The organism is Enhygromyxa salina, assembly GCF_002994635.1.
Lineage (GTDB): Bacteria > Myxococcota_A > Polyangia > Nannocystales > Nannocystaceae > Plesiocystis > Plesiocystis salina_B.
The window spans coordinates 42725-66874 of record NZ_PVNL01000119.1 but is presented as its reverse complement, the minus strand read 5'-3'; the positions used below and the strand labels follow the sequence as shown (position 1 = coordinate 66874).

General features: G+C 68.3%; 20 protein-coding genes. 11 read left to right on the top strand and 9 right to left on the bottom strand.

Features of this window, described 5'->3' with window-relative positions; genetic code table 11:
- Window positions 1–119 precede the first annotated feature (119 nt).
- The gene (locus ENSA7_RS31025) at window positions 120–728 is read right to left on the bottom strand and encodes a hypothetical protein (RefSeq protein ID WP_106093014.1); all 609 of its coding nucleotides are present in this window, start codon (window positions 726–728) and stop codon (window positions 120–122) included.
- A gap of 129 nt (window positions 729–857) precedes the next feature.
- On the opposite strand from ENSA7_RS31025, the gene ENSA7_RS31020 reads away from it, so the two are divergent.
- A complete protein-coding gene (locus ENSA7_RS31020) occupies window positions 858–1580 on the top strand; it encodes a lysophospholipid acyltransferase family protein (RefSeq protein ID WP_244923966.1) in 723 nt (240 codons plus the stop codon).
- A 33-nt stretch (window positions 1581–1613) separates the two neighbouring features.
- Here ENSA7_RS31020 and ENSA7_RS31015 read toward each other — a convergent pair whose 3' ends face one another.
- The 4 genes from ENSA7_RS31015 to ENSA7_RS30995 all read right to left on the bottom strand — a co-directional run bounded on the left by ENSA7_RS31015 (window position 1614) and on the right by ENSA7_RS30995 (window position 7583).
- The gene (locus tag ENSA7_RS31015) at window positions 1614–2204 is read right to left on the bottom strand and encodes a hypothetical protein (protein WP_106093012.1); all 591 of its coding nucleotides are present in this window, start codon (window positions 2202–2204) and stop codon (window positions 1614–1616) included.
- A 130-nt stretch (window positions 2205–2334) separates the two neighbouring features.
- Window positions 2335–3393: a hypothetical protein gene (locus ENSA7_RS31010; protein ID WP_181234283.1), complete on the bottom strand. Its 1059-nt coding sequence runs from the start codon at window positions 3391–3393 to the stop codon at window positions 2335–2337.
- A 413-nt stretch (window positions 3394–3806) separates the two neighbouring features.
- On the bottom strand, window positions 3807–4529 hold the full coding sequence (locus ENSA7_RS31000; RefSeq protein ID WP_181234282.1) for a LolA family protein: 723 nt from the start codon (window positions 4527–4529) through the stop codon (window positions 3807–3809).
- A gap of 237 nt (window positions 4530–4766) precedes the next feature.
- Window positions 4767–7583, bottom strand: coding sequence for an FtsK/SpoIIIE family DNA translocase (locus ENSA7_RS30995; protein ID WP_106093008.1), 2817 nt, complete (start codon window positions 7581–7583; stop codon window positions 4767–4769).
- A 137-nt stretch (window positions 7584–7720) separates the two neighbouring features.
- Between ENSA7_RS30995 and ENSA7_RS30990 the strand changes: the two genes are divergently transcribed.
- Window positions 7721–8524: an OmpA/MotB family protein gene (locus tag ENSA7_RS30990; protein WP_106093007.1), complete on the top strand. Its 804-nt coding sequence runs from the start codon at window positions 7721–7723 to the stop codon at window positions 8522–8524.
- On the opposite strand, the gene ENSA7_RS44405 is transcribed toward ENSA7_RS30990, so the two are convergent.
- Both ENSA7_RS44405 and ENSA7_RS30975 read right to left on the bottom strand, forming a co-directional pair.
- The gene (locus tag ENSA7_RS44405; RefSeq protein WP_181234281.1) at window positions 8511–9242 is read right to left on the bottom strand and encodes a hypothetical protein; all 732 of its coding nucleotides are present in this window, start codon (window positions 9240–9242) and stop codon (window positions 8511–8513) included. The two genes, ENSA7_RS30990 and ENSA7_RS44405, sit on opposite strands and share 14 nt — an antisense overlap.
- Complete coding sequence (locus ENSA7_RS30975; RefSeq protein WP_106093004.1) at window positions 9242–9742, bottom strand: hypothetical protein; 501 nt, start codon at window positions 9740–9742, stop codon at window positions 9242–9244. The genes ENSA7_RS44405 and ENSA7_RS30975 overlap by 1 nt, the downstream gene beginning before the upstream one ends.
- 23 nt (window positions 9743–9765) lie before the next feature.
- On the opposite strand from ENSA7_RS30975, the gene ENSA7_RS30970 reads away from it, so the two are divergent.
- From ENSA7_RS30970 to ENSA7_RS42690, 3 genes are all read left to right on the top strand, one after another.
- Window positions 9766–11403 carry a benzoate-CoA ligase family protein gene (locus ENSA7_RS30970; protein WP_106093003.1) on the top strand — a complete coding sequence of 546 codons (1638 nt, stop codon included), beginning with the start codon at window positions 9766–9768 and terminating at the stop codon, window positions 11401–11403.
- Window positions 11400–12188: a creatininase family protein gene (locus ENSA7_RS30965; protein WP_106093002.1), complete on the top strand. Its 789-nt coding sequence runs from the start codon at window positions 11400–11402 to the stop codon at window positions 12186–12188. Before ENSA7_RS30970 ends, ENSA7_RS30965 begins: the two co-directional genes overlap by 4 nt.
- Window positions 12189–12473: 285 nt before the next feature.
- Window positions 12474–13064 (top strand): hypothetical protein, encoded by a 591-nt coding sequence (locus tag ENSA7_RS42690; RefSeq protein WP_146158330.1) that lies wholly within the window; start codon window positions 12474–12476, stop codon window positions 13062–13064.
- Window positions 13065–13098: 34 nt separating this feature from the next.
- Here ENSA7_RS42690 and ENSA7_RS30955 read toward each other — a convergent pair whose 3' ends face one another.
- Window positions 13099–14745: a serine/threonine-protein kinase gene (locus ENSA7_RS30955; protein WP_146158329.1), complete on the bottom strand. Its 1647-nt coding sequence runs from the start codon at window positions 14743–14745 to the stop codon at window positions 13099–13101.
- A gap of 383 nt (window positions 14746–15128) precedes the next feature.
- On the opposite strand from ENSA7_RS30955, the gene ENSA7_RS30950 reads away from it, so the two are divergent.
- Both ENSA7_RS30950 and ENSA7_RS30945 read left to right on the top strand, forming a co-directional pair.
- Complete coding sequence (locus tag ENSA7_RS30950; RefSeq protein WP_106093000.1) at window positions 15129–16025, top strand: hypothetical protein; 897 nt, start codon at window positions 15129–15131, stop codon at window positions 16023–16025.
- 4 nt (window positions 16026–16029) lie between these two features.
- Entirely contained in the window at window positions 16030–16530 is a 501-nt protein-coding gene (locus ENSA7_RS30945; protein ID WP_106092999.1) for a hypothetical protein, read from the top strand.
- A gap of 19 nt (window positions 16531–16549) precedes the next feature.
- Here ENSA7_RS30945 and ENSA7_RS30940 read toward each other — a convergent pair whose 3' ends face one another.
- Window positions 16550–17206 (bottom strand): 5-formyltetrahydrofolate cyclo-ligase, encoded by a 657-nt coding sequence (locus ENSA7_RS30940; protein WP_181234280.1) that lies wholly within the window; start codon window positions 17204–17206, stop codon window positions 16550–16552.
- A gap of 58 nt (window positions 17207–17264) precedes the next feature.
- Between ENSA7_RS30940 and ENSA7_RS30935 the strand changes: the two genes are divergently transcribed.
- From ENSA7_RS30935 to ENSA7_RS30910, 4 genes are all read left to right on the top strand, one after another.
- Entirely contained in the window at window positions 17265–18755 is a 1491-nt protein-coding gene (locus tag ENSA7_RS30935; protein WP_106092997.1) for an amidase, read from the top strand.
- Between the two features lie 195 nt (window positions 18756–18950).
- Complete coding sequence (locus ENSA7_RS42685) at window positions 18951–20861, top strand: serine/threonine-protein kinase (RefSeq protein WP_146158328.1); 1911 nt, start codon at window positions 18951–18953, stop codon at window positions 20859–20861.
- Window positions 20858–23290, top strand: a complete 2433-nt coding sequence (locus tag ENSA7_RS30915; RefSeq protein WP_106092995.1) for a serine/threonine protein kinase — start codon at window positions 20858–20860, stop codon at window positions 23288–23290. Before ENSA7_RS42685 ends, ENSA7_RS30915 begins: the two co-directional genes overlap by 4 nt.
- Entirely contained in the window at window positions 23287–24135 is an 849-nt protein-coding gene (locus tag ENSA7_RS30910) for a hypothetical protein (RefSeq protein WP_146158327.1), read from the top strand. Before ENSA7_RS30915 ends, ENSA7_RS30910 begins: the two co-directional genes overlap by 4 nt.
- The last annotated feature ends 15 nt before the right edge of the window (window positions 24136–24150 follow it).

Here is a 24150-nt window from a genome sequence, read left to right as displayed (position 1 = left end):
TTCTCTGGCAGCTGCCGTCGGCGTGGGTCTCTGCCGCCTCGGATCCGGCGTCGGCGGTCATACCGGCCCCGCTCTCGCTCTCGCTCCCGCTGCCGTCGCTGCTGTCAGGCTCGCCCCCCTCAGGGCCAGCTGGGCTCATCGCTCTGATCGGCGTCGCAGACCTCGCGCGCGACACCACAGTCGCCCCACAGGCCAGCCTTGGCGGCGGTCAGGCAGTTCCCGCAGTCGCCCGGTGAGCTCGCGCAGACCTCATCGCAGGCTCGATCGGCGCAAGAGTAGAGCGCACCGAGCAGGCGGACCGTCTGCGCGTCGGTCCGGCTGAAGCAATTGCCTGCACAGGTCGAGTCAGGATCCCCGCACTCGACCACGCACTGGTCGAGCTGCAAGCAAGTGTCGATCTTGATGTCGCCCGGGTTGACGCACCAACACCCGTGCTGGAACGTCGCCGTCGGCGTGCACGTGAAGTTCAACAGGTTCGCGGATCCACACACCGTCGCGCACGGGTAGGTCGACAGCTCGCCGGTCGCGACGTCGCAGCTATGCAGCGTGTCTTGGTCCGAGCAGTACTCGTCGAGCACGTCACACGGCTCGCCGCCCGTGTCCCCCGCCTCGCCCGTGTCACCCGTGCCACCGCTGTCGCTCGATCCATCCTCGCCGGCCTCCGGCAGGCTCTCGAGCTCCTGGAAGAAATCACAACCCGTCAGCGCCCCAATGGTGACGGCGAGCACAGTGATGGCAGCAAGCGTGGAGCGCATACGCGCAGTAGGACACCCCACTCGTCCATACTCAAATAAATGACCAATCTGAGACCAAAGTGAACGTGTGACGCGCAGCCCGCCATGGTACCGCAGTCAGCAGTGAGTCGGATACGCGACTTCCAGGGCCTGCCCGCAGCGTGCGTCGACGACGGCTATGAACGCCGGACGATACGTGGTCGCGGGCTGCGTGCGCGCTTTGCTGCAACCTGCCTCCGCCTCGGCGGCTGGACGGTCGGCGGCGCCCCGCCAACCATCAACAAGTACGTGATCGTGGCCGCCCCGCACACGACCTGGTGGGACGGGTTTTGGATGCTGGCGTTCGCCTGGGTGTGGGGCGTGGACCTGGCCTGGATGGGCAAGGCCTCGCTCACTCGCGGGCCGCTGGGCTGGATCCCCCGGGCTTGCGGCGTGATCCCGGTCGAACGCAGCGCCCCCCAGGGCCTCGTCGCGCAGATCGTCGAGCAGTTCGAGTCCCGCGAGTCGCTGCTGCTGGCGATCCCGCCCGAGGGCACCCGTGGCAAGCGCGACTACTGGAAGTCGGGCTTCTATCAGATCGCGGTGGGGGCCGAGCTCCCGATCTGCCTGAGCTATCTCGACTACAAGACTCGCGAAGCTGGCTTCGGCCCCATGATCGAGCCCGACGACGACGTCTGCGCGACCATGGATCGGGTCCGCGCCTTCTACAAGACCGAGTGGGCCAAGCATCCGCAGCTGTTCACGCCGCCGTTGCTTCGCGAAGAGCAAATGAGTCCAGTGGTGCCGCTCAAGCCCCGGGTCGAGCCGGCTACCGAGCCCGAAGTTCGCGAAGTCGCGCAAGCGTAATCGCGCCGGATCGCGACCCAACTGCTGGGGTCGCTACTCCGGGGGATCACCGAGGACGGCGTTGAACTGCCCGCCCCGCTCGACCCGGTCGGCCTCGTCCCCGCCGGGCACGGGCCCAGGCCAGACCTCGACCATCGCGTCGGCCACGTACTGTCCGCGCGGGTGCACCCACGTGTCGCGCTCCGCCACCCACGCCTCGACGGCCGTGACCGCGGCGGCGCTGACCTCCCGATCATCGGCGGGATCGGCGTTGCGGCAGCCCTTACCGCGCTCCCACGCCACCTGCATCACGCGGTTGGGATCCGCGTGGCGGTTGTGCTCGCGCATCGCCGCGAGCTCCTCGCGCGCGCGCGCCTGCTCCTGGTCCGCCTGCTCGCGCATCGCCGCCGCGTCGCGCTCGTCCTGCCTGGCCTGGGCGGCCTTCTCGTCGGCGTCGAGCGGTCGCATGGCCGCGCGCAAGCGCTGCTCGTCCTCGACAGAGAAGCTGCTGCGCTGGGCCGGGCCGAGCACCTCGATGAAGCGCGGCCGCGCGGCCAGCCAGGTCAGCGTGTCTTCGACGCTGTCAAACTCGGCGAGCTGAGCTTGGCCCGTTTGAATGTCGCGGATCTTCAGCTGCACGGCCATCGCGCCCACGATAACCGGTTTGCGTCGACCTGTGTGACCGCCGACGCGCCCCCGCACGCTCCAACAAGAACGGGCGCCCCCGCCACATGGCCGGGGAGCGCCCGCAGCTCCGCTCACGGAGACGGATCGCTCACATCGAGACGTTCATGATCAGCGTGAAGATCGCTCCGTTGGCCGAGCCACCGGTGCCGGTGATCCCCTGGTCCATGCCGTTGACCTCCACACCAAAGGTCTCGCCGAGACCCGGGTTCACGATCACGAACACGCCCGAGGTCGTGGTCGCGTCGGTCACGAAGTCGTCGCCCGCGGCGTTGAGGTAGCGGATCACCGCACCCGAACCGTTGGCGTCGGTCGGCACGACCACCGCGCCCTCGATCAGATCGCCAGTGGCCTGATCACGGACCAGACCAACGACCCCACCAGCCTCGCCCAGCGGCAGCTCTTCGGTCACCTCGGGGTCACTCATCAGGGCGTCCGACCAGTCCGTGAGCGCCTGCGCCGGGACCACCCAGATGTCGTGGATCGCGTTGGCCGGGCCGTAGTTGGTGCCGACGGCCGGGCTCGCGAGGCCGGTCGCGGTGAGGTAGTACTCGCCGCCCTCGGCGAGCCCGACGATGCCCAACGCCGACACGATCTGGCCGTCGCTCAGGCTGTCGATCACGCCGTTGGCGTCGCTCGTCCCCGAGGCCAGCGCGGCCGCGCCGACGGGGTCAACCGAAGCCTGGATGGCCTGGGCCACCCGCAGGTCGATGTCCGCGACGGTCTGGCGCGTGGTGAAGTCCAAGATCCGCCCCATGATGCGGGTCTCACATCCGTCTGGCGCGGGCTCGCAGCTGCCCTCGACCGGCGGGACGTCCTGAAACACCTCGCACAGCTTCGAGGCGCACTCGCCGTTGGCGAAGCAGGCCTCGCCGTTGGCTGCCCCGTCACCGGGTGCGTGGGTCTCGTCGCACATCACGGGATCGCCATCGCCATCACCGGGATCGCCGTCGCCGTCACCGGTTGGATCGCCGTCGCCGTCGCCGGTTGGATCGCCGTCGCCGTCGCCGGTTGGATCGCCATCACCGTCGCCGGAGGTGTCGGTCTCGTCGTCGGCCATCGGCTCGGACTTGCAGCCGTTGACGGCGGGGATCGAGAGCAGCAGGGCAACTCCGCAGATGGAGAGCTTGCCAAGGAAGTCATTGTTCATGCGTCGCATCGTGTTCACTCGTCGCGTTGAGCCGGGATATCCGGGTTCTGTCGAGCGGAGCCTAGCAGGGCCGATACGGCCCAAACAAGCGACAGGCATGCGTCGCTGGTGAGCCCGCGCATGCACAAAGCGCATAGCTGAACAATCGGACGTGCGCTCGCGCCGGGCTCTCGGCGCCGCCGCAGATCGCGACAAAACCCGAGCACGCGATCGCGTGACTCGGGTCTAGTACGAGCCGCCAGGCGAGCGTTTGGGGTGAGCGAAGGGGGCTCCGCCGCCGAAGCGAGGGGGCTTTTTGAAAGCCCCCTTGAAGAGCTAGTACGAGCCGCCAGGCGAGCGTTTGGGGTGAGCGAAGGGGGCTCCGCCGCCGAAGCGAGGGCGCTTTTTGAAAGCCCCCTTAAGGAGCTAGTAGGCTACTCCACGGTCTCGACGTAGCCGGCCGGCAGCTTGAAGTCGAACAGCTTGTCGGTGATGCCGACGTTGGTCTTGATGCCCTTGAGCTGAAAATAGTTCGACGAGCCGTCGGTGTTGTAGACCACGAAGCTGTCGACCCGTCCGGTGGTCGCGTGGACGATCAGCACCAGGCCCTTGTAGTGCTTGTTCTTGGCCTTGGGTCGGAGCTCGAGCACGTAGTGATCTTCGTCCCCGTAGCGCTGAACTTTCTCGTCCGAGGCGTACCGGACCTCGAATTCGCGGGTCAGCTTCTCGCCACCAAACAAGAACTTGAGCGCGACGTTGACCTCGGAGTTGCCGTCGGTCGAGGTCTTGATCACCTGCCGGGTGTCGTGCTCGACCATCCACAGCGTGTCGCCGTTGGCGTAGTAGTCGGCGTCTTGCCCGTCGCCGTAGTCCCACACCATCTTGCCCGGCTTCTTGAGCTTGAGCTTGCCCGAGGTCTTCTTGGCCTCGCCGTAGGTCGGGTTCCAGTAGGTCTGCTTGAACTTGGCCTCGAGGTCCGCGGTGCCGTCGTAGAAGGCCTGGACCATGACCAGAACCTCGGAGGATTTGTCGGGGCGCCACGCGGGCGCCATCGGCTTGGCGGCCTTCTTGTCCGGGTTCTGCGCTCGCACCACCTTGGCGATCGCGTTGGGCTCGACGGCTGAGGCGCCGGAGCCGAGCAGAACGGAGAGGCTCAACATTGAAACGAGTACAGCGTGCATGTGGGTTCCTCGAACGGGCGGTCGGCCCGCGTGGTTCTCGGACGCGATCGAGCGGAGCTTATTGTCGGACGGCCGTAAAAGCCACGGGATCAACCCAGCGGTGTGTGCGCTCACGGATGGTCCAACCCGCTGGCCCCACGTAGTTCCCCGGTGACCGCCGCTTCGCCCCACGACATCAATGTCGTGGGTCTCGCCCCGCGCCCGCGCGGGTGCTCACGCCGCCGAGACGAAGACTTCGCGCGGCTTGCTGCCGTTGGGCGGTCCGATCGCGCCGTCTTCTTCCATCCGCTCGACGATCTTCGCCGCGCGGTTGTAGCCGACGTTGAGCCGGCGCTGCAGCATCGAGGTCGACACCTTTTGGGCCTCGGCGACCAGCTGCACGGCCTTGTCGTACAGCGGATCGTGAGCCCGCTCCTCGTCGACCTCGTCGGTCTCGACCTCGGCCTTGGTGATCTCCATGTTGTAGGAGGCCTTGGCCTGCTTGCGCACGAAGTCGACGACCTTCTCGATCTCGGCCTCCGACACGAAGCAGCCGTGGATGCGGCGCGGCTCCTTGCCGCGATCCATGTACAGCATGTCGCCCATCCCGAGCAGCTGCTTGGCGCCCTTCTGGTCGAGGATCGTGCGCGAGTCGATGTCCGAGGTGACCTGAAACGCGATCCGCGACGGGAAGTTATTCTTGATCGTCCCCGTGATCACGTCGACCGAGGGCCGCTGGGTGGCCAGGATCAAGTGCACACCTGCGGCGCGGGCCTTGGCGGCGAGGCGCGCGACGTTGCACTCGACCTCTTTGCTGGCGACCATCATCAGGTCAGCGAACTCGTCGATCACGATCACGATGTAGGGCATCGCCTCGGGCCGCGGGGGCAGCTCGACGCCGCCCGTGATCGCCACCGCGTTGCCCTGCGCGTCAAACTGCACGCCGCTGAGCCGGCTGCCGTCGACGGCGTCCTCGCCGTCGGCCATCGCGTCGGCCGAGAGCCCCGCGGCCTCGGCCTCGAGCGCCTTGCTCTCGCCGTCCCACTCGGCCTGCAGCTGCGGCATCTTCTTGTTGTAGCCCTTGATGTCGCGGACCTTGGCGCTGGACAGCAAGGCGTAGCGGCGCTCCATCTCGTTGACGGCCCAGCGCAGCGCCAAGTTGGCCTTCTCGGCGTCGGTGATGACCGGCAGCAGCAAGTGCGGGATGTCGCGGTAGATGCTGAACTCGAGCATCTTGGGATCGATCAGGATCAGCCGCAGCTGGTCGGGCGTGCACGAGTACAGCAGCGAGCACAGCATCGCGTTGACCCCGACCGACTTGCCGGAGCCGGTCGCGCCTGCGACCAACAGGTGCGGAGACTTGCCGAGGTCAATCGAGACCGCCTTGCCGACGATGTCCTTGCCGAGCACCAGCGGCAGGTGCCCGCCGTTCTCCTCGTAGCCGGGATCGGCCAGGTTCTCCTGCAGATAGACGGTCTCGCGCTCCTTGTTGGGGACCTCGAGGCCGACCGTCGACTTGCCGGGGATCGGCGCGAGGATCCGGATCCGGATGGCCTCGAGCGCCATCGCCAGGTCGTTCTCGAGGTTCTGGATCCGCGAGACCTTGACCCCCGCCTCGGGCTTGAACTCGTAGCGGGTGATGACCGGGCCCGGGTGGATCTTGGTGACCTTGCCGCGGATCTTGAAGTGGGCGAAGGCCTCGACGATCCGGCCGGCCTGCTCATAGATGAAGTCGGTGTCGATCTCGGCCTTGGTCGCGGTCTTGTCGATCGCGGCGAACAGGTGCAGGGGCGGGAGCTCGTAGGCGCCCTGCAGGTACTGGACGGGCTGAGCGCCGTCTCGCCGCGGCGCCAACTTGGCCTCGCTCGCGGCGCCGACCGCCTCGGCCCGCTTGGCGCGGGCCCGGGCTGCGATCTCCGCTGGGGTCAGCGGCGCCTTCTTGCGACCTGGCTTGCCGTCGGCGTCGGCTGGATCGTCGTTGGCGGCCGCTTCGAGCTCGTCGCCGTCGTCGTCGTCGTCGTCGGCGTCGGGTCCGCTGAGCAGATCGGGATCTTCGCTGACGCAGATCTCGGGGCGCTCGTCGCTGCCCGGCGCCTGCGGTGCAGCGCTTGGCTCGGGTGCCACGGCGAGCTCGGGCTGATCGGCCGGCTCGGTCTCCGCGCCCGCGATCGCCGCGGCGTCGCTGCGCTTGCGGTTCTTGCGAGCGCGCTTGCCCTGCGTGGACTTGCGGGTCGACTTGGACTTCTTCTTCGAGGCCGCGACGAGCTCGGCCGGTTCGTCGTCTTCCTCCTCGTCCTCTTCTTCCTCTTCTTCCTCTTCTTCCTCTTCGAGCTCGGCCTCCTCTTCCTCTTCCTCTTCGAGCTCTTCCTCCGCTTCCGCTTCCGCTTCCTCCTCGTAGTCGTCCGCGTCAGCCGCCGGCGCTTCGCTCTCGTCCCACTTCTGCTCGGCGTACTCGCGCTGCGCCTGCGCGATGCCGATCACGCCCGACCACAGGTACCGAAGCGTCCACAGTCCGCCGCGCCCAACCGCCCGCGAGGCGACGAGCAAGTGACCGAAGGTCAGCGGCGTCGAGGCGATCAACCCCAAGCACATGACCGTCACGGTCAGCAGGTAGGTCCCCGCGTGATCGAACAGCCCGATGCTGACCTCGCCGAGCAGCTCACCGGACAGGCCGCCGGCGGTGTAGCCGTGCACGCGATAGCTGGGGAACATCACGTGCAACAGCACGCACCCGGCCAAGGTCGCCGACGAGAATCCAATCCCCTCGCCCATCCGCAGCTCCATGCGGTGCCCGAGCAGCGCCTTGACGCCGATCCCGACCACCCCGAGCACGACCAGGTACGCGGCCATCCCGAACCCGGCGTACAGCGCCGCCGCCACCAGCCGGCCGACCGGACCCATGAGGTTGCCGTCGCCGAACTGGTAGGAGATCAGCCCGCCCGCCATCAGCGCGCCGATCGCCAGCAACGCTACGCCCAGGAACTCGCCCCACCCGCGGGGGATCCCAGGATCACTCGGCTCCGGCTCTCGACTGCGCTGCTTCTTGGCCATTTTCTTTAGTAATCTCGGGGGGTTGTGGATCTTGCGCGGGCTCCCGGGCAATATTGTAGGCCAAACACCTACATTTCACCACACATATTCATCGGGAGGTGTCGCGGGGACCGCCGGAGCGGGTTAGTGTCCGCGGCATGCGACGCGTCGCCATCCTGCTCCCCCTTGTCGCCCTCCTGCTCGGAGGGTGCAAAAAAGATGAACTCGAGGCGGCTCTGGCGAAGGCCGAGGCCGAACTCGCGCAGACCCGCAAGGATCTCGAAGGCCAGAAGAAGGCCAACGAGACGCTGCAGGCCGAGAACCAGACCCTGCAAGAGCGGATCGCCGAGCTCGAGGGCGAGGTCGCCGACCTCGACTCGCAGATCACCCAGCTCGAGGGCCAGATCAAGGATCTCGCCGACAAGGCAGGGATCACCGAGCGCGAGCTCGCCGAGCTGCGCGCCGAGAAGGCCAAGCGCGAGAAGGAGCTCGACGTCTACCGCAGCTTGTTCGCCAGCCTCAAGAAAATGGTGGATGCCGGCACGATCAAGGTCGGGTTCCGCGAAGGCCGCCTGGTCGTCCAGCTCGACGACGCGATCTTGTTCGACTCGGGTCGCGCCAAGCTCAAGAAGACCGGCCAAGAGGCGATCGCGTCGCTGGTCGAGCCGCTCAAGAACGTCAAGCGCGACTGGATCGTCGGCGGCCACACCGACAACGTGCCGATCAAGACCGCCACCTTTGCCAGCAACTGGGAGCTGAGCCAGGCGCGCGCGCTCGAGGTCGTCAACTTCCTGATCGAGCAGGGCATGCCGGCCGACCGCATCGGCGCCGCGGGCTACGCCGAGTTTGATCCGGTCTCCGACAACTCCACGCCCGAGGGCCGCGCGCAGAACCGCCGGATCGAGGTCGTGCTGATGCCCACGATCCCGCAGAACCTGCAAGACATGCTCATGACGAAGTAGGTTTCGGGGGCATCCGCTGAACGTCACAGCGGAGCTGCCCCGCGGACACCGACATCGTTCGCCCGGGCTCTGGGAGCTCGGGCGCGTTTGTTTGGCCGTGGGCGGCCGGGGCCAGGTCGGGGCACACGAACGTGCCCGTGAGCGTCATCGACTCGGCGTCGAACTCGACGTCGAGCGTGCAGCCTGGCTTGGTGGCCGTCGCCCCGTTGTTGTAGGCGTCGTCGCCCTCGTGCCACCAGATCGAGAAGCCTGGCTCGGGTCCGCAGTGGCTGCCGTGGGCGCCGGCCGGCATCGGGTCGTAGCGGCCGCTCGGACGCTGAGACAGGCGGCACACGTCGATGTCCAGGCGCGGACCGGCGTCGCCGTCTTGCTCGGGCGTCTGGGCCAGGCGGATCCACAGGTAGTCGCCGCGCTCGGGCTCGGCGTACCAGCGACAGAACACGTGGCCAGGTGGCGCGGACCACGATGGGTGCGAGACGGCGCCGTCGCTATCCTCGAGCGTGAACTCGCCATGGGCGAGCGACGCCGTCGGCTCGGGCTCGGGTTCGGGCTCGGGCTCGGGTTCGGGCTCGGGCTCGGGCTCGGGCTCGGTTTGGGCTTGCGGCGGCTGGGCTCGAGGGGTCTGCGAACCCGCACACCCGACGCCCAACCAGACCAGCGAGAGCGACGCGAACCGTGACAGCGCCAGTGACAGTGCCAGTGAGTGTGAAGCGGGCATCAGTTGAGCACGTTGAGATGCAGCGGATTGCCCTCGAGTTTCACGGTCACGCGCAGGTTGGCCTGGCCGGCGACGTGCCACTGATCCCCGGGTGTCGACGGCTGCAGCTGCAAGAGCGGGGTCGCGGGCACGGACGCGGTCGAGATCGCCTCGCCCTCGTAGTCGCGCAGCTGGTACAGCGCGGCGTAGGGCGCGTTGGCGATCGAGCCGTGGATCACCAGCTGCACATCGACCGTGCCCACGCGAGCCGCCGCGGTACGCAGGATCTGGCGGGTGCGCCCGCCGTTGGCCCGCAGGTACACCCCAGCGTCGAGATCCCGGCGATACACGATCGTGGGGCCGATCACCGGGTTGCGGTTGAGCTGCAGCTCGACGCGGATCCCCTGACCCGGGGGCTCGTCGGGTGAGGCTGGCTGCTCCATCGCCACCCAGCGCAGCCACACCACGAAGGTGTCGCGACCGAGGTCGAAGGTCAGCGTCGGATACAGGGCCGTCGCCATCGGGCGGAGTGTACACTCCGGCCATGTCATCGGGCCCTGCTATCGAGATCCCGGATCGCCTCAACATGGCCGAGTGGTTCCTGGACCGGCGCCTCGAAGAGGGCCTGGGCGACAAGACCGCGATCTACTACCACGGCAGCGCGATCGACCAGCCACGCCAGCTCAGCTACGCGCAGCTGGTCGCGGAGAGCTGCAAGGTCACCAACTTGCTGCGTGAGCTCGGGCTCGGCATCGAAGATCGCGTGCTGATCTTGCTGCCCGACACGCCCGCGTTCGTGGCCTGCTACTTTGGCGTGCTCCGAGCTGGGTGCGTCGCGGTCCCGGCCAACAACTGGCTCAAGGCCAAAGACTACGCGTACTACCTCGAGTACGCCCGGCCCAAGGCCGTGATCGTCGACGCCGAGATCTGGCCGGCGGTCGACGAGGCGCGCAAGACCGAGGGCCGCCACACCAAGCACTACATCGTCCACGACCGGAGCTTCGCGGCCACCCCGGAGGGCACCGTGGACATCGCCCAGGCCTGCGGCTCGCTGCCCAGCACCGCGCGCGCCGAGCCCACTTACCGCGACGACATCTCGACCTGGCTGAGCTCGAGCGGCTCGACCGGCAACCCCAAGTGCGTGGTCCACATGCACCACGACTTCGTGTGGAACACGATCGCCTACGCCCAGCGCACCCTCAAATTGAAGCCGAGCGACATCACGCTCTCGGCCCCCAAGCTGTTCTTTGGCTACGCGCTGGCCAGCAACATGCTGTTCCCGTTCAGCGTGGGTGGCAGCTGCGTGTTGCTGCCCCAGCGGATCAAGCCGGCCGCGTACTTCGAGCTGCTCGAGCGCTACGCGGCCACGCAGTTCGTGACCGTGCCGACCACGATCGCCAAGATGGTCGCCGCGGCCGAGAACGACGGCGCCGCCGACGGCCGGGATCTGTCAAAGTTGCACTCGCTGATCTCGGCCGGCGAGGCGCTGCCGCCCCGCATCTATCGGGCCTGGCGCGACCGCTTCAAGGCCGAGATCTACGATGGGATCGGCTCGGCCGAGATGTTCCACGTGTACATCACCAACCGCCCCGGCGACGTCAAAGAGGGCAGCCTCGGCAAGCTGGTCGAGGGCTACGAGTACGAGCTGGTCGGCGACGACGGCCGCCCGGTCGCCCAGGGCGAGATCGGAACCGTGGTCATCCGGGGCGGCTCGGCCGGGCTGTGCTACTGGCGAATGCGCGACAAGAGCCGCGAGACCTTTCATGGCGACGCGGTCGTCGGCGGCGACAAGTTCATGGTCGATGCCGAAGGCTACTTTTGGTACTGCGGCCGCGGCGACGACATGCTCAAGTGCTCGGGCGTGTTCGTGTCGCCGGTCGAGGTCGAGAACGCCCTGATCGCGCACCCCGCCGTGCGCGAGGCTGGCGTCGTCGGCTTCCGCGACGCCGACGAGCTGGAGAAGACCATGGCCTTCGTGGAGCTCGCGGCCGGCCATGAACCCAGCGATGAGCTCGGCGAGCAGATCATCGCCCACTGCCGCACGCTGGTCGCCGCGTTCAAGGCCCCGCGGAAGCTCGCGTTCGTGGCGGAGCTGCCGCGGACCGAGACTGGCAAGATCCGGCGCGCGGCGCTGCGGGAGCTCGCCGCCAGGCAGGCCGACGATCGCGGGGGTCCAGCGTGAGCGCCCCAAGCGGTGCGGCGTGGGAGCTGGCGAACATGACCTACGTCGAGGTCGAGGCCGCGCTCGCGCGACCCGAGCCCAAGATCGCCCTGCTGCCGACCGGGAGCACCGAAGCCCACGGGCCCCACTTGCCGCTTGCCACTGACTCGATCATCTCCGTCGAGATGGCCCGTCGCGCCGCGGATCAGCTGGCGGCGCGGGGCATGCTCGCGGTGCGAATGCCGCCGCTGCACTACGCCGTCACCGACTGGGCCGCAGACTTTGCGGGATCGGCTGGAATCACCCCAGCGACCGCCCGGGCGACCTTGCTCGAGCTCGCAACCCGCTACGCGACGCTGGGCTTCGACGCGACCGTGCTGATCAACGCACACCTCGAGCCTGACAATATTGCGACCTTGCGCGGCGTCACCCGCGACTACGCGGACTCCGGGGCTCCCGGTAAATTGCTGTTCCCCGACAAGACCCGGCGCCGCTTCGCCGCGCGCTTGACCGAGGAATTTCAGAGCGGCTCGTGCCACGCCGGGCAGTACGAGACCTCGCTGGTGCTGGCGGTGGATCCGAGCCTGGTGCGGGTCGCGGTCGCGCAACGGTTGCCGAAGCACCACGTGGCACTGCACGAACACATCGCCCGCGGGGCTGCCAGCTTTGCTGAGTGTGGGCTGGATCAGGCGTATTGCGGGGACCCTGCCGAGGCCAGCGCGGCCGAGGGCCACGCGACCTACGACGCGCTCGCCAGCATCGTCGTCGACACCGTGCTCGAAGCGCTGGAACACCGATCAGCTTGATCGGCGCTCTGGAGTCAGTGCATTGATCCGGGGCCAGCCATTTTGCTGACACATTGGACCCATGATGTTCCAATTGCCAGCGACTGACCCGAATGACACAGATGCCCCGATTAACACCAACGTGTACCAATTGGCACTTGTCAATTGGTACACGTCAATATTTGCGCGACCCGTTGGGCGTGCAGGCCCGACAAACGTGGACCCAGCCAGGCGCTGTTCGACACCCTACAATGCCCATGCGCTCGATTGATGATAGCATGGCGGAACGACGAGGTACTCGAACTGATGTGTATCCCCATCTCACCCACGCTCACCGCGTTCGTGCTGGTACTCGGATTGAGCGGCACCACGCCAGCTTGCATGGAACTCAACCCGCTGTTCCAAGCCGACAGCGAGACGGACGACGACACGGACTTCGGCGACGACACGGACTCCGGCGACGCCACGGACTCCGGCGACGACACGGACTCCGGTCGCAGCCCCGAGCGAGCTGACGATCAGACGGACTCCGGTGACGGCGACGGCGACGGCGATGACGGGGGCGACGGCGACGACGAGGGCGACGGCGACGGCGACGGCGACGACGGCGACGACGGGGGTGACGACGACGACTGCGAGTGCGACGACGACGACTGCGACGACGACGACGACGACGACGACGACTGCGACGACGACGACGACGACGACTGCGAGTGCGACGACGACGGCGACGACGACTGCGAGTGCGACGACGACGGCGACTGCGACGACGACGACGACTGCGACGACGACGACGACGACGACTGCGACGACGACGAGAGCAACGGTCAGGTGTACCCACCGGCCGACGAGGTCGGTCTCGATGGCGTCGATTACACGCAGTCGATCCGTGTATGAGCCGTGAGCTCGCTGGCCCAGCCTGACGGCAGGCCTACTCGAGCCGCTGCAGCTTCAGGCCGGCCGGCTTCTCGAGCGACACGCGATAGCGCTGACCCGAAGCGACCTTGATCCGCCCTGCGCTGACCCACGGATCGCCCGCGCGCTCGCGCAGCAACACCTTGTGGCGACCCGGCGGCAAGCTGAGCTTGGCGACTGGCTCGAGCGCCAGCTGGCGCCCGTCGACCTTGACCCATACAAAGAAGAACTCGTGCGCGGCGAACTCGACCTCGGCCGGAATCGTGGCCTTGGGCATCCGCCGCTCGGGCTCGCTGGGGGCCGCGTCTGATGGGTCTTCGATGATCATGGAGTCATCGACGGGCGCCGCGACTGGTGCGGCCTCGGGCGCCGCGGGTGCTGGCTCGGCTTTGGGCGGCGCGGGTGCTGGCTCGGCTGGCTCGGCTTCGACGTACTCGCTCGGGGCGAGCGCGGACGCGGACGTGGCCCCCGACACCCAGGCATATCCGAACCCGAGGCTGACGCCGAGCATCGCTAGCGCGAGCAGCAGCGCGGCGGGCAGTCGCCGCCAGACGCTGCCCGGTCGCCCGGCGACCCGCTCGAACGGCTGCGGCGTGGTCTCCGACGCCGCTTCATCAACGGCGAGCACCGAGCGTGTCGCTACGTCCGAGGCGTCCTGCGAGTCAGATCGCTCATGCCCAGACTGCCCAGACTGCCCAGACTGCCCAGACTGCCCAGAGCGCTCATGCACGGTCGGCTCGTCGCTGGACTCGAGCTCGTCATCCGAGAATTCCACCGTCAACCCGGTACGCGGGGCAGCGATCCCAGCGCGGCCCCGCACCAGCGCAGTCAGCTCGTCGGCGGCGTTGCGGTAGCCGGGCCAGCGACGCAGCAGCGCCAGCGCCTCATCTGCGGACTGCAGACGCGCGCCGCGGTCGCTTGCGAGCAGCCCGTCACGCAGCGCGACCAGCTCGAGCGGGACATTGCCGCGACGCAGCGGCGGGACCTCACCTGTGACGACCATGCCAAGCAGCGCGTCGCGTCCGGCCCCAGCCCGAAACCGGAGGCCGTCGAGTAGCTCTTGCATCATGGCCCCGACCGCGAACAGATCCGTGGTCGCGTGCTTGGTATCGCCGCGCAGCTGCTCGGGCGGCATGTAGCGCAGCTTGCCGCGCACGTGCAGGCCCGAGGTCTCTTCGCTGGCGAGGCGCGCGACACCAAAGTCGCTGACCTTGACCTCGCCGCTGACCGAGATCAGCACGTTGTGCGGCGAGATGTCGCGATGCACGATCGCGCTGCTCTCGTCGCCCTCTGTCAGGCCGTGGGCATAGGCGAGCCCACGCAGGACCTCGCCGATCACGTGGGCGACGACGTGCAGCTCGAACGCCTGGCCCTGCTCGCGCATGCTGGTTGCGAGCCGGCTGAGATCCATGCCGTCGACCCACTCCATGACCAGGTAGCTCCGCCCCTCATGCTCACCCACGTCGAACACCTGCACGATGTTGGAGTGCGTCAACATCATGCTCAGGCGCCCTTCGTCGACGAACATGCGACGGTAGACCTGGTTGTTGGCGAAGTGCGTGGCGAGCAGCTTGATCGCCACCGCCTTGCTCGCCCCACCCATGGCCTGGCGCCGACCCATCCACACCTCGGCCATCCCGCCCGAGGCGATTCGACGAACCAACGCGTATGAGCCCAATCGCTGCACTCACATGATGAAATGACGAGTATCCTGGAGATGTCAAGACAACTTCATGCAATTGAATCATGCTATTTTGGAGTCGCTCATCATCCGACATGGCCAAACAGACACCCCGCGCGCCCGGGTGCCACTGGCGGATTACAGCCTCAGTGTGGGTTGATCGCGAATATTGAGCGCTAGAAAAAACCTGGACTCAGCACGGCACCGCGCGACACTGGATCGCGCTGGTACAACCGCGCGACAAGAGTATGGCAATTATTTCGGGGCCGGCATTCGGCATTCTACTGACTCTCGGCCTGATACTTGGCCCTACACCGAACGATGAGCGCTACCCGGCGGCCGTCGCCGCGGTCGAGACCGCGCTCTTGCAGGTCAACACCGACCCCGAGCACGGCGTCGATAGCCTGCGGGCGGCGCTGATCGAGCTTCACCAGTTCACGCCGCAGCTGGCTGAGGACCCCGAGACCCTCGAGCTGCGGGTGCTGGCCGAGCTCGCGCTAGCCCGCGCGCAGCTGGCCCAAGGCGATCGCTACGCGGCGTCGGCGACCATTGACGCGACCCTCGAGGCCCTGGGCGACGCGCCGCTGTCTAGCGACCGGCTTGGCCCGGGATTGGGCGCGCTGGTGGCTGAACGCCAGCGCGTGCTCGAGGCCCGCGGCGTCGCGCGGTTGCGGGTCGAGTGTCGCGCCGAGTGCCGCGTGTTGATCGACGAGCGGAACGTCGGCGACGTCGACACGCCGGGCTCCGCACGCGAGATCGCGCTCCCGCTCGGTACCCACCGGATCTGGGTCGAGTCGCTGGACGAGACCGCGGGCCACACAGATCCCCTGCGCACCACGGTCTCCCTCGATGCTGCCGGCAGCGTCGTCACCGTCAGCTACCCCGCGTCGACCGACGCCGTCCGCACCCCCGCGCCCCGGTTGGACCGCGCCAAGGAAAGCGAACGATCGCTCGACCTCGGCCCGCCGCGGCGCCGCGTGGCCCCACGCTGGACCGAGGTCACCACGCTCGTCGCGGGCGGCGCTGCGCTTGTCGCTGGCGCCGTGTTGTGGGCGATCGACAGCCGTTGCCCGCGCGGGGCAGACCCGAACGACCTCGCCGCCTGCCCCGAGCTCTACGACACCCGGACCGGCGGGATCGCGCTCGTGTCTGCCGGGTTCGCTGCCAGCCTGACCGGCGGGGTGATGTTGATCGTGGATGAGACCCGAGCTGGAGACCGGCGCGGCACCGAGCTCGGGCTGGCCTGGACGACGAGGTTTTGAGCTGATGACCACCCCGATCTCACCCATGCTCTGTCTGTTGGTATTGGCGCTCGGTGGCGGCGCGTCGACGTGCATGAAGCCCAATCCGCTGATCTACACCGTCGGCGACGACGCGGCCGAGTCGAGCGGTGACACCGAGTCGGGCGGTGACACCGAATCGGGCGGCGACACCGAGTCGGGCGGCGACACCGAGTCGGGCGGCGACACCGAGGACACCGACATGCCCGAGATCCTCGATGTCGCTGACGGCGAGGACACCCATGACAACACCTGCGCGCCGCTCGATGGGTTCGACGACGAGTGTGGCAGCTGCGTCGGCGCGAGCTGCTGCGACCTCGCGCTCGCGTGCGAAGACGTCGAGGACTGCGCGTGTCTGGCCAGCTGCCTGTTCAACGGCGGCAGCAACGGCACGTGCAAGAACGCCTGCAATGGAACCAAGGCGGACATGCCCGAGCTCGATCCGCTCCTCGATTGCATGGATCAGGCCTGCGAGTCCGCGTGTTGACCCGCCCGCGACCGCTCGCTCAGCCGCCCGGAGTGAGCTGCTCGACGCCCTGGTCGGAGACCAGGTAGTTCATGCGTAGGTCGTGATCGACCATCGGGATCGGGCCCCCAGGCGGATCGATGAACTCGGCCAGGCAGACCCCGCACAGCGGCGGCAGCTCGAGCTGAGGGCTCGCGTGGCGCCCGGCGAGGGCGCGATCGTAGTGCCCGGCCCCAAACCCGAGTCGCGCACCGTCACGCCCAAACCCGAGCCCCGGGACCAACATGAGATCCACGCCGTGCTCCGAGCCCGGCGCGACCACGCCGTCCCCTGCCCCGGGGGTGTGGATCGGTGGCTCGAGCAGGCCCATCCGACCCAGCTCGAGCTGCGAGAGCTCCTCACACGGCCAAAACCGCATGCGCCCCGGTCCGGTCAGCCGCGGCAACCACACGCGCTTGCCGGCCGCGAGCGCCAGCTCGAGCAACGGTCGCGTGTCGACCTCGCCGCGTACGCCCACGAAGGCCGCGAGACCGCGAGCTTCGATCCATCGCGGGTGCGCGACGAGCTTGGCCGTGAGCCGGTTCGATCCAGCGGCCAGACGCTCGGGCGACAGCGCCCGTCGCTGCGCCAACAGCTGCTGGCGCAGCGCCTGCTTGCTCGCCTCCGGGTTGATCTGCCGGGCGTCGGGATCGCTCATGCCGGGGGAGCGTACACCCGCGCTCGCCAGCGGCGTCGTGCGACGATAAAACCGCGGCATGCCGAGTAGCTTCGCAAACTACGAGCAACACGACGCGACCGGGCTCGCCCAGCTCGTGCGCAGCGGCGAGGTGTCGCCGACCCAGCTGGTCGAGGCGGCGATCGAGCGGATCGACGCGCACAACCCCAAGCTCAACGCGGTCGTGCATCGCAGCTTCGAGCGGGCCCGCGCCCAGGCGCAGACGCCCGATCAACTGCCCGACGGGCCATTTCGCGGGGTCCCGTTCTTGCTCAAGGATCTCAAGGCGCTCGACGCTGGGCAGCCGAGCAGCAATGGATCTCGGCTGTGGGCAGATCGTCGTGCGACCGGCGACGACGAGCTGGTGCGCCGGTTCAAGGCCGCCGGGCTGATCATCTGCGGCCGCACCAACACCCCCGAGCTGGGCATCCTCGGGGTGACCGAGCCGGAGCTGTTTGGGCCGACGCGCAACCCCTGGAACACCGCGCGCACCCCCGGGGGCAGCAGCGGGGGCGCGGGGGCGGCCGTGGCCGCGGGCATGGTTCCGGCCGCGCACGCCAGCGACGGCGGCGGCTCGATCCGAATCCCGGCCAGCAACTGCGGGCTCGTGGGCCTCAAGCCGACCCGCCACCGGGTCCCCGTCATGGAGCCGACCGGATCCTGGGGCGACCTCGCAGGCGCGCACGTGCTGACCCGCAGCGTGCGGGACAGCGCCGGGCTGCTCGACTGTATCGCGGGCCCCCGGCGCGGTGTCGCCGAGCAATTGCCTGGGCCTGAAGAATCGTTCATGGCCCAGCTCGAGCGCGCGCCCGAGCGCCTGCGCGTCGCCCTGTGTACCCGCGCGCTGCTGGCCACCGACACCCACCCCGAGTGTGTCCAAGCGGCCGAAGACGCCGCCAAGCTGTGCGCCGAGCTCGGTCACGAGGTCGTCGAGGCCACGCCCAGCTTCGATCGCGCGGCGCTGACTCGCGCGTACTTGATGATGGTCTGCTGCGGGACGGCCTCGGCGATCCGTGTGTACGAGGCCGAGCGTGGCAAGCCGGCGCGAGCTAGCGAGCTCGAGCCCAAGACCTGGCTGCTGCGGATCATCGGCGAGTCCGTGAGCGCGGGCGAGTACATCGAACAGCTCGCGCTGATCCAAAGGGCAGCGATCGAGCTGTCTGCGTTCTTTGTCGATCACGACGTGATGATCACCCCAACGCTGGCCCAACCGGCGCTGAAGGTCGGTGAGATCGCCACGACGGCGCTCGAGCGCAACGCTGCCCGCGTGTTTCGTACCGCCCCGATCAAACGCGTGATGCTCCAGCTGCTCGACCAGCTGGCCGCCGATCCCCTCGCCCCCACCCCCAACACCCAGCTGTTCAACATGACAGGGCAGCCGGCGATCTCGCTGCCGCTGCACTGGGACACCGACGGGCTCCCCATGGGCGTGCAGTTTGTCGGGCGGTTGGGCGAAGAGGCCCTGCTGTTACGCCTGGCCGCCCAGCTCGAGCACGCCAAGCCGTGGAGCCTTCGCCGACCTGCACTCTAGAGCGTCACGCGGTGCGAACCTGAAACAGCTGGGGTATAGAGGCGCGTGAGCCAGCCTGGTCGATCATCGACCACCCCTGAGACGACCCTGCCGACCGCCCGCCGACCACCTGTCCTCGAGTTGCGCCCTCCGGCGGCGTTGCTGCTGGCACGCCACGTGCTTAGCCCGCCGTGGTAGTTTTCGAGACACCCGACAATGTTAGACAAGTCCGGCAAATACCTCCTGACCACCCGAATCGGCGCGGGCGGCATGGGCCAAGTCTGGAGCGCGATCAAGCGGAGTGACGACGGTCTCCAGATGCCTTGCGCGATCAAGGTCCTGCACCCGGCGCTCGCGATGACCAGCGAGGACCGCGAGCGCTTCTTTGGCGAGGCCCGCATCGCCGCCCAGCTCGACCACGGCCGCATCGTCAAGGTCGTCGACACCAGCGAGGTTCAGGGCTCGCCGTGTCTGGTGATGGAGTGGGTCGACGGGGTCAACCTGCGGAACCTGCTCGATCGCGCGGAGGAGATCGGGACCCGACGGCTGGGCGTCGACATCTCGCTGTACATCGTCGGGGAGATCCTCTCAGCCCTCGAGTACGCCCACGGCCGCACCGTCGCTGGCGAGGAGGCCGGGGTCGTGCACTACGACGTGACCCCCGGCAACATCCTGGTCTCCTCCAGCGGCGAGGTGAAGCTGACCGACTTCGGCATCGCTCGGTTCGCCAAGACCTCCGAGGCCACGATGTCACGCTCCGTCGGGACCCCGCGCTATATGTCCCCCGAGCAGATGACCGGTCGCGTACGCATGCAGTCCGACATTTATAGCCTGGGGGTCGTGCTGCACGAGCTGCTCGAGGGCGAGCGCTTCCTCGGTGGCTGTACGGTCGCGGAATTTCAGACGAGCGTGCTCGGCGGGCACATCCCGGAGCTCACGGCGCCAGACATCCCCGCGTGGGTGGACCAACTGCGTCGTCGGATGCTCGGGACCAAGCCCGAGGAGCGACCTTCGGCAGGTGACGCGCACTGGATGATCGTCCAGAACACCGCCCGCTATCAGATCGCCGCCCGCGAGCTCAAGGTGTTCTACAACCGCATGATCGGCAAGCCGCGCTCGGGATTCACCGAATTGATCGCGCTGCACAAAGACGATCAGAGCCTGCCGGCGTCGCTGTTCAACCAGAGCGACTCGCAGCCGCTCGCCCTGGTGGACCCGGCGGCCCGCACCGCCGCCGATGGGCCGGCGACGGCGGCCACGGGAGCAGACACGCCGGCCCTGCGGCCCAGCGCGCGCCCGAGTGATGAGCTTGGGGACTACGCGACGATCGACCGCACCAACACGGGCGCGGCGTCGGCCTGGACCGAGGAGCCGGCGTGCGAGCTTACGCTCAGGCTGCCCACGTCCCAGGCCCTCGCTGCGGCTGAGGCGGTCGTGACCGAGGCCAGCGCTCCGTGGCGCGAGGCGCAGACCGATCCAGAGCCGGCGTCGCCGCGCGTGCCGAAGGCGCTGATCATTGGGGCGATCTGCCTGGCCACGCTGTCGGGGGCGCTGTTCGTCTGGGCAGCCGTTGCGATCATCCGCGGGTCGAACGAGCCGGTCGCTCCCCCCGTCACGCCTCTGGCTGTGGCGAAGGCCGACGAGTCGGCGACGCCCGACACCCAACCGCCGCCCGTCGAGCCCACGCCCACGCCCACCACCGAGACTGAGACCGAGACTGAGACCGAGACCGAGACGCTGTCCGTCGAGCCCAAGGACATAGATCCCCCGCCCAAGTCGGAGGGCGCGGACGCGAAGCCAAACTCCAAGGAAGATCTCGAGGTCGAGCCCAAGCCCAAGCCCAAGCCCAAGCCTGCCCCCAGCGTCGAGGTGACCTTCGTGATCAGCGGGGCGAAGACGGCGGATCTCGAGATCGGCAACCGCTCCGTCGCGTATCGGTCCTTCGCCCTGGTCAAGCTCAGGCCCGGCACCTACGACGTCCGCTGGCGCGCGAGCACCAGCGCAGCCTGGAACAACGCCGGCAAGCTCCGCGTCGAGAGCAACCTCGCGCCAGGCACCTTCTACGACGTCAAGCTGACGAGCACGACGCTGACGGCGACCAAGGGCGCGAAGGGATCGGCCAAGTGAAGGCGGCAGAGCCGGTAGCGCCCTCGCGGGGCGAGGTCGTGGGTGAAGGTCGCTTCGAGCTGCTCTCCAACCTTGGCGAGGGCGGCACGAGCGTGGTCTATCGCGCCCACGACTGCGTCGAGGGCATCGAAGTGGCGCTCAAGCTGCTGTTGCCCCGCTACGTCGGCCGACCGGAGCGAGAGCAGCGGCTGATCAATGAGGCCGAGTACCTGCGGCGGCTTCGGGGTCACCCGCACATCGTCGAGTTCGTGGGCGCGGGCCGGCTGGAGGATCGCGGCCGGTGGCCGTGGCTCGCCACCGAGGTGCTCGCAGGCGACACGCTCGACCTGGTGTTCGTGCGTGGCACGCTGGAGATCCCGCGGATCATCGAGATCGCCACGCAGGTCGCCGACGGTCTGCTCGCTTGCCACGCCGCGGGCGTCGTTCATCGCGACGCGACCCCGAGCAATCTGTTCATGCTCGATGGCCCTGCGGGCGGCGTGAAGCTGTTCGACTTCAGCCACGCCGCGGATCTGTGCGCGCCGCAGCTCGCGGTGGGTGCGTCTGGTCGGCTCACCGGGGTCCACGATGTCCCCGGTACGCTCGGCTACATGGGCCCCGAGCAGGTTCGCCAAGGGCCGGCGGACCCCAGCATGGACGTGTTCGGGTTTGGGGTCCTGCTGTTCGAGCTGGTGACTCGGCAAAACCCGTACGCACACATTCACGATCGCGGCGCGTACATTCAGGGTCAGCGCGAGGGCAAGCTCGAAGCCCCGCGGCTGCACGCGTGGGCCTACGGCGCGCCCGAGGAGCTCGCCGAGCTGGTTCATGACTGCACCAAGCGCGTCGGCGCGGAGCGGCCATCGATGGAGGAGATCATCGCGCGGCTCCGATCGATCCGCGCTGCGATCGGCACGAGCCCCACGCCAGCTCCCGACTCGGTGGCGGTCGAAGCTCCCGAGGCGACCGTCGAGATGGAGCTTCGCCAAGCGCCGACCCCCGTCCCTGGCGTACCCGTGAAGATGGGTGTGTGGGCACCTCCAGGGTCGAGGGGCGATAGTTCAGACGCTCCAGACACGACAGAAAAGATCGATCTGCGGCCGGCTCCAGCGCAGGTCCCCGACGCCACCGTCGAGATGACGCCAAGGCCAGCGGTGCCGCTGGTTCCCGACGCCACCGTCAAGATGACGCCGAGGCCAGCCGCGCCGCGGGTTCCCGACGCCACCGTCAAGATGACGCCGAGGCCAGCCGCGCCGCGGGTCCCCGACGCCACCGTCAAGATGACGCCGAGGCCAGCTCCGATGTTGGTCCCCGACGCCACCGTCAAGATGACGCCGAGGCCAGCCGTGCCGCTGGTCCCCGACGCCACCGTCGAGATGAAGCCGAAGCAAGCGGTGCCGCGGGTCCCCGACGCCACCGTCGAGATGACGCCGAGGCCGGCGCCAGAGCTGGACCTCGACGCGACCGTCAAGATGGAGCTGAGGCCGGCGCCAGAGCTGGATCCTGACGCGACCGTCAAGATGGAGCTGAGGCCGGTGCCGGAGACGACCCTGAAGATCGAACAGGCCGGACTCCGCACGCAGCAGACGCAGGCGTCGATCGGCGCCTGGGGCCCGCCGCCAACGCAGGTGGAGGTCGCGGAGCCGCCGACGACCGAGCCCGCGCCGTCGCCCGTCGCCAAGGCACAGCACACGGAGGCCCCAGACCAGGACCAGGACGACGAGACCGCGACGGCCCGGCTTGCGTTCGCTCGGCCGCCGCAGCATCGGCCCACCCTCGTCCCCGTGCTCGCGGCCGAGCCAGTGGTTGAACCTGCGCCGCCAGACACAGCGCAGCACGCCGCGGAAGATCCAGCGGAGGTGGAACCCGACGCCCCACCGCTCGACAACGGCCGCGCTCGGATCTGGTGGGTCGCTCTCGCGCTGCTGCTGCTCGGAGGTATTGGGTTCGTAGGGTGGCAACGGTTCCAGGACCCGACCAACGATGTCCCGGTCGCGGCGCCCCCCGAGCCGGTGAAGCGTGACGAGCCCGCGGTCGAGACCGTGCCCGAGCTCGTGCCCGAGCTCGCGCCGCCCAAACCCGACGTCGAGCCCAAGCCCAAGCCCAAACCCAAGCCCGAAGTCGAGCCCAAACCCGAAGTCGATCCCGATCCCGAACCCAAGCCCCAGCCTGATCAGCAGCCAAAGCCCGAGTCCGACGCTTGTGGCGGTACCGCGGACCAAGCCCGCAAGGCGCTCGCCGACCGTGACTGGCGGCGCGCGCTGTCGCTGTCGGCCAACCGCAAGTGTTGGTCCTCCCAGGCCGAGCGCGCCGCCCTGCGGGTGGCAGCGTTCTCGGAGCTGGGCGAGTGGTCCAAGTGTGTCGAAGCCGGCTCGGGCTCGACGGATCCCAACGTTCGCGCGAAGGTCGACGGTTGTCGCATGTTCGCCCCCCCCGAGACATCCCCATGAAAAAGCCTCTCCTCGCTCTTTCACTCAGCGTGCTCGCCGTGTTCGGCTGGGCCCACCCGATCGCCCACTCGGCGCCGCCACCTGCGTCCGAGACCTCGGCCGAGCCCCTCGCGCTCGGCGTCGACGTCTCCGAATTGCCCGAAGCCGAGCGGGGCGTCGGGCCTGTGCTGCTCGAGCAGCTGCGCTCGATCGTGGAAGCTGGCGGGATCGAGATCACCGATGATCCTGGAGCGGCGACGGTGCTCCAGATTCGGGTTCGGCTCATGGAAGCTGGGGATCGCAACTATGGGATCCACTTTGAGTTCGTCGAGGGCGACTCCGTTGTCCCGGCCGCCGAGTGGACCGACTGTGTGTTCTGCACCGAAGCCCGAATGTTGCAGAAGCTCGAGTCGAAGCAGGACGAGCTGTACGCCTCGATTCAAGCGCACCAGGAGGCATCGGTTGATGCGGATACTGGCGAGGATAGCGGCGCGGAGGGTGACGGCGGGCACGATGATGGTGGCGTCGAGCCCCTGCCGAAGCCGATCGGGCCAATTGGGGTCGCCGGAGCCGCGGCCTCTGTCGTTGGGCTTGGCGTGATCGTGTGGGGTGCGGTGGAGGTCTCGCGCGGGCGAGTCTACGATCATCCAGCCGGGGCATTTAAGGTGCGCACCGGTGTGGATCATGCCCCCCGCGGGTACGTGCTCGTTGGAGTGGGGGCCGCGGTGGCGAGCGCGGGGCTGGTCTTGCTGGGGGTCGACGTGGCCCGCCGGGCCAAGCAGCGCAAGCGCGCGCGATCGCAAGCCCTCGTTGTTCCCCTGTTCTCTCCGACCGGCCTCGGCCTCGGGGTCTCCGGAAGTTTCTGAGTATAAAGGATCACG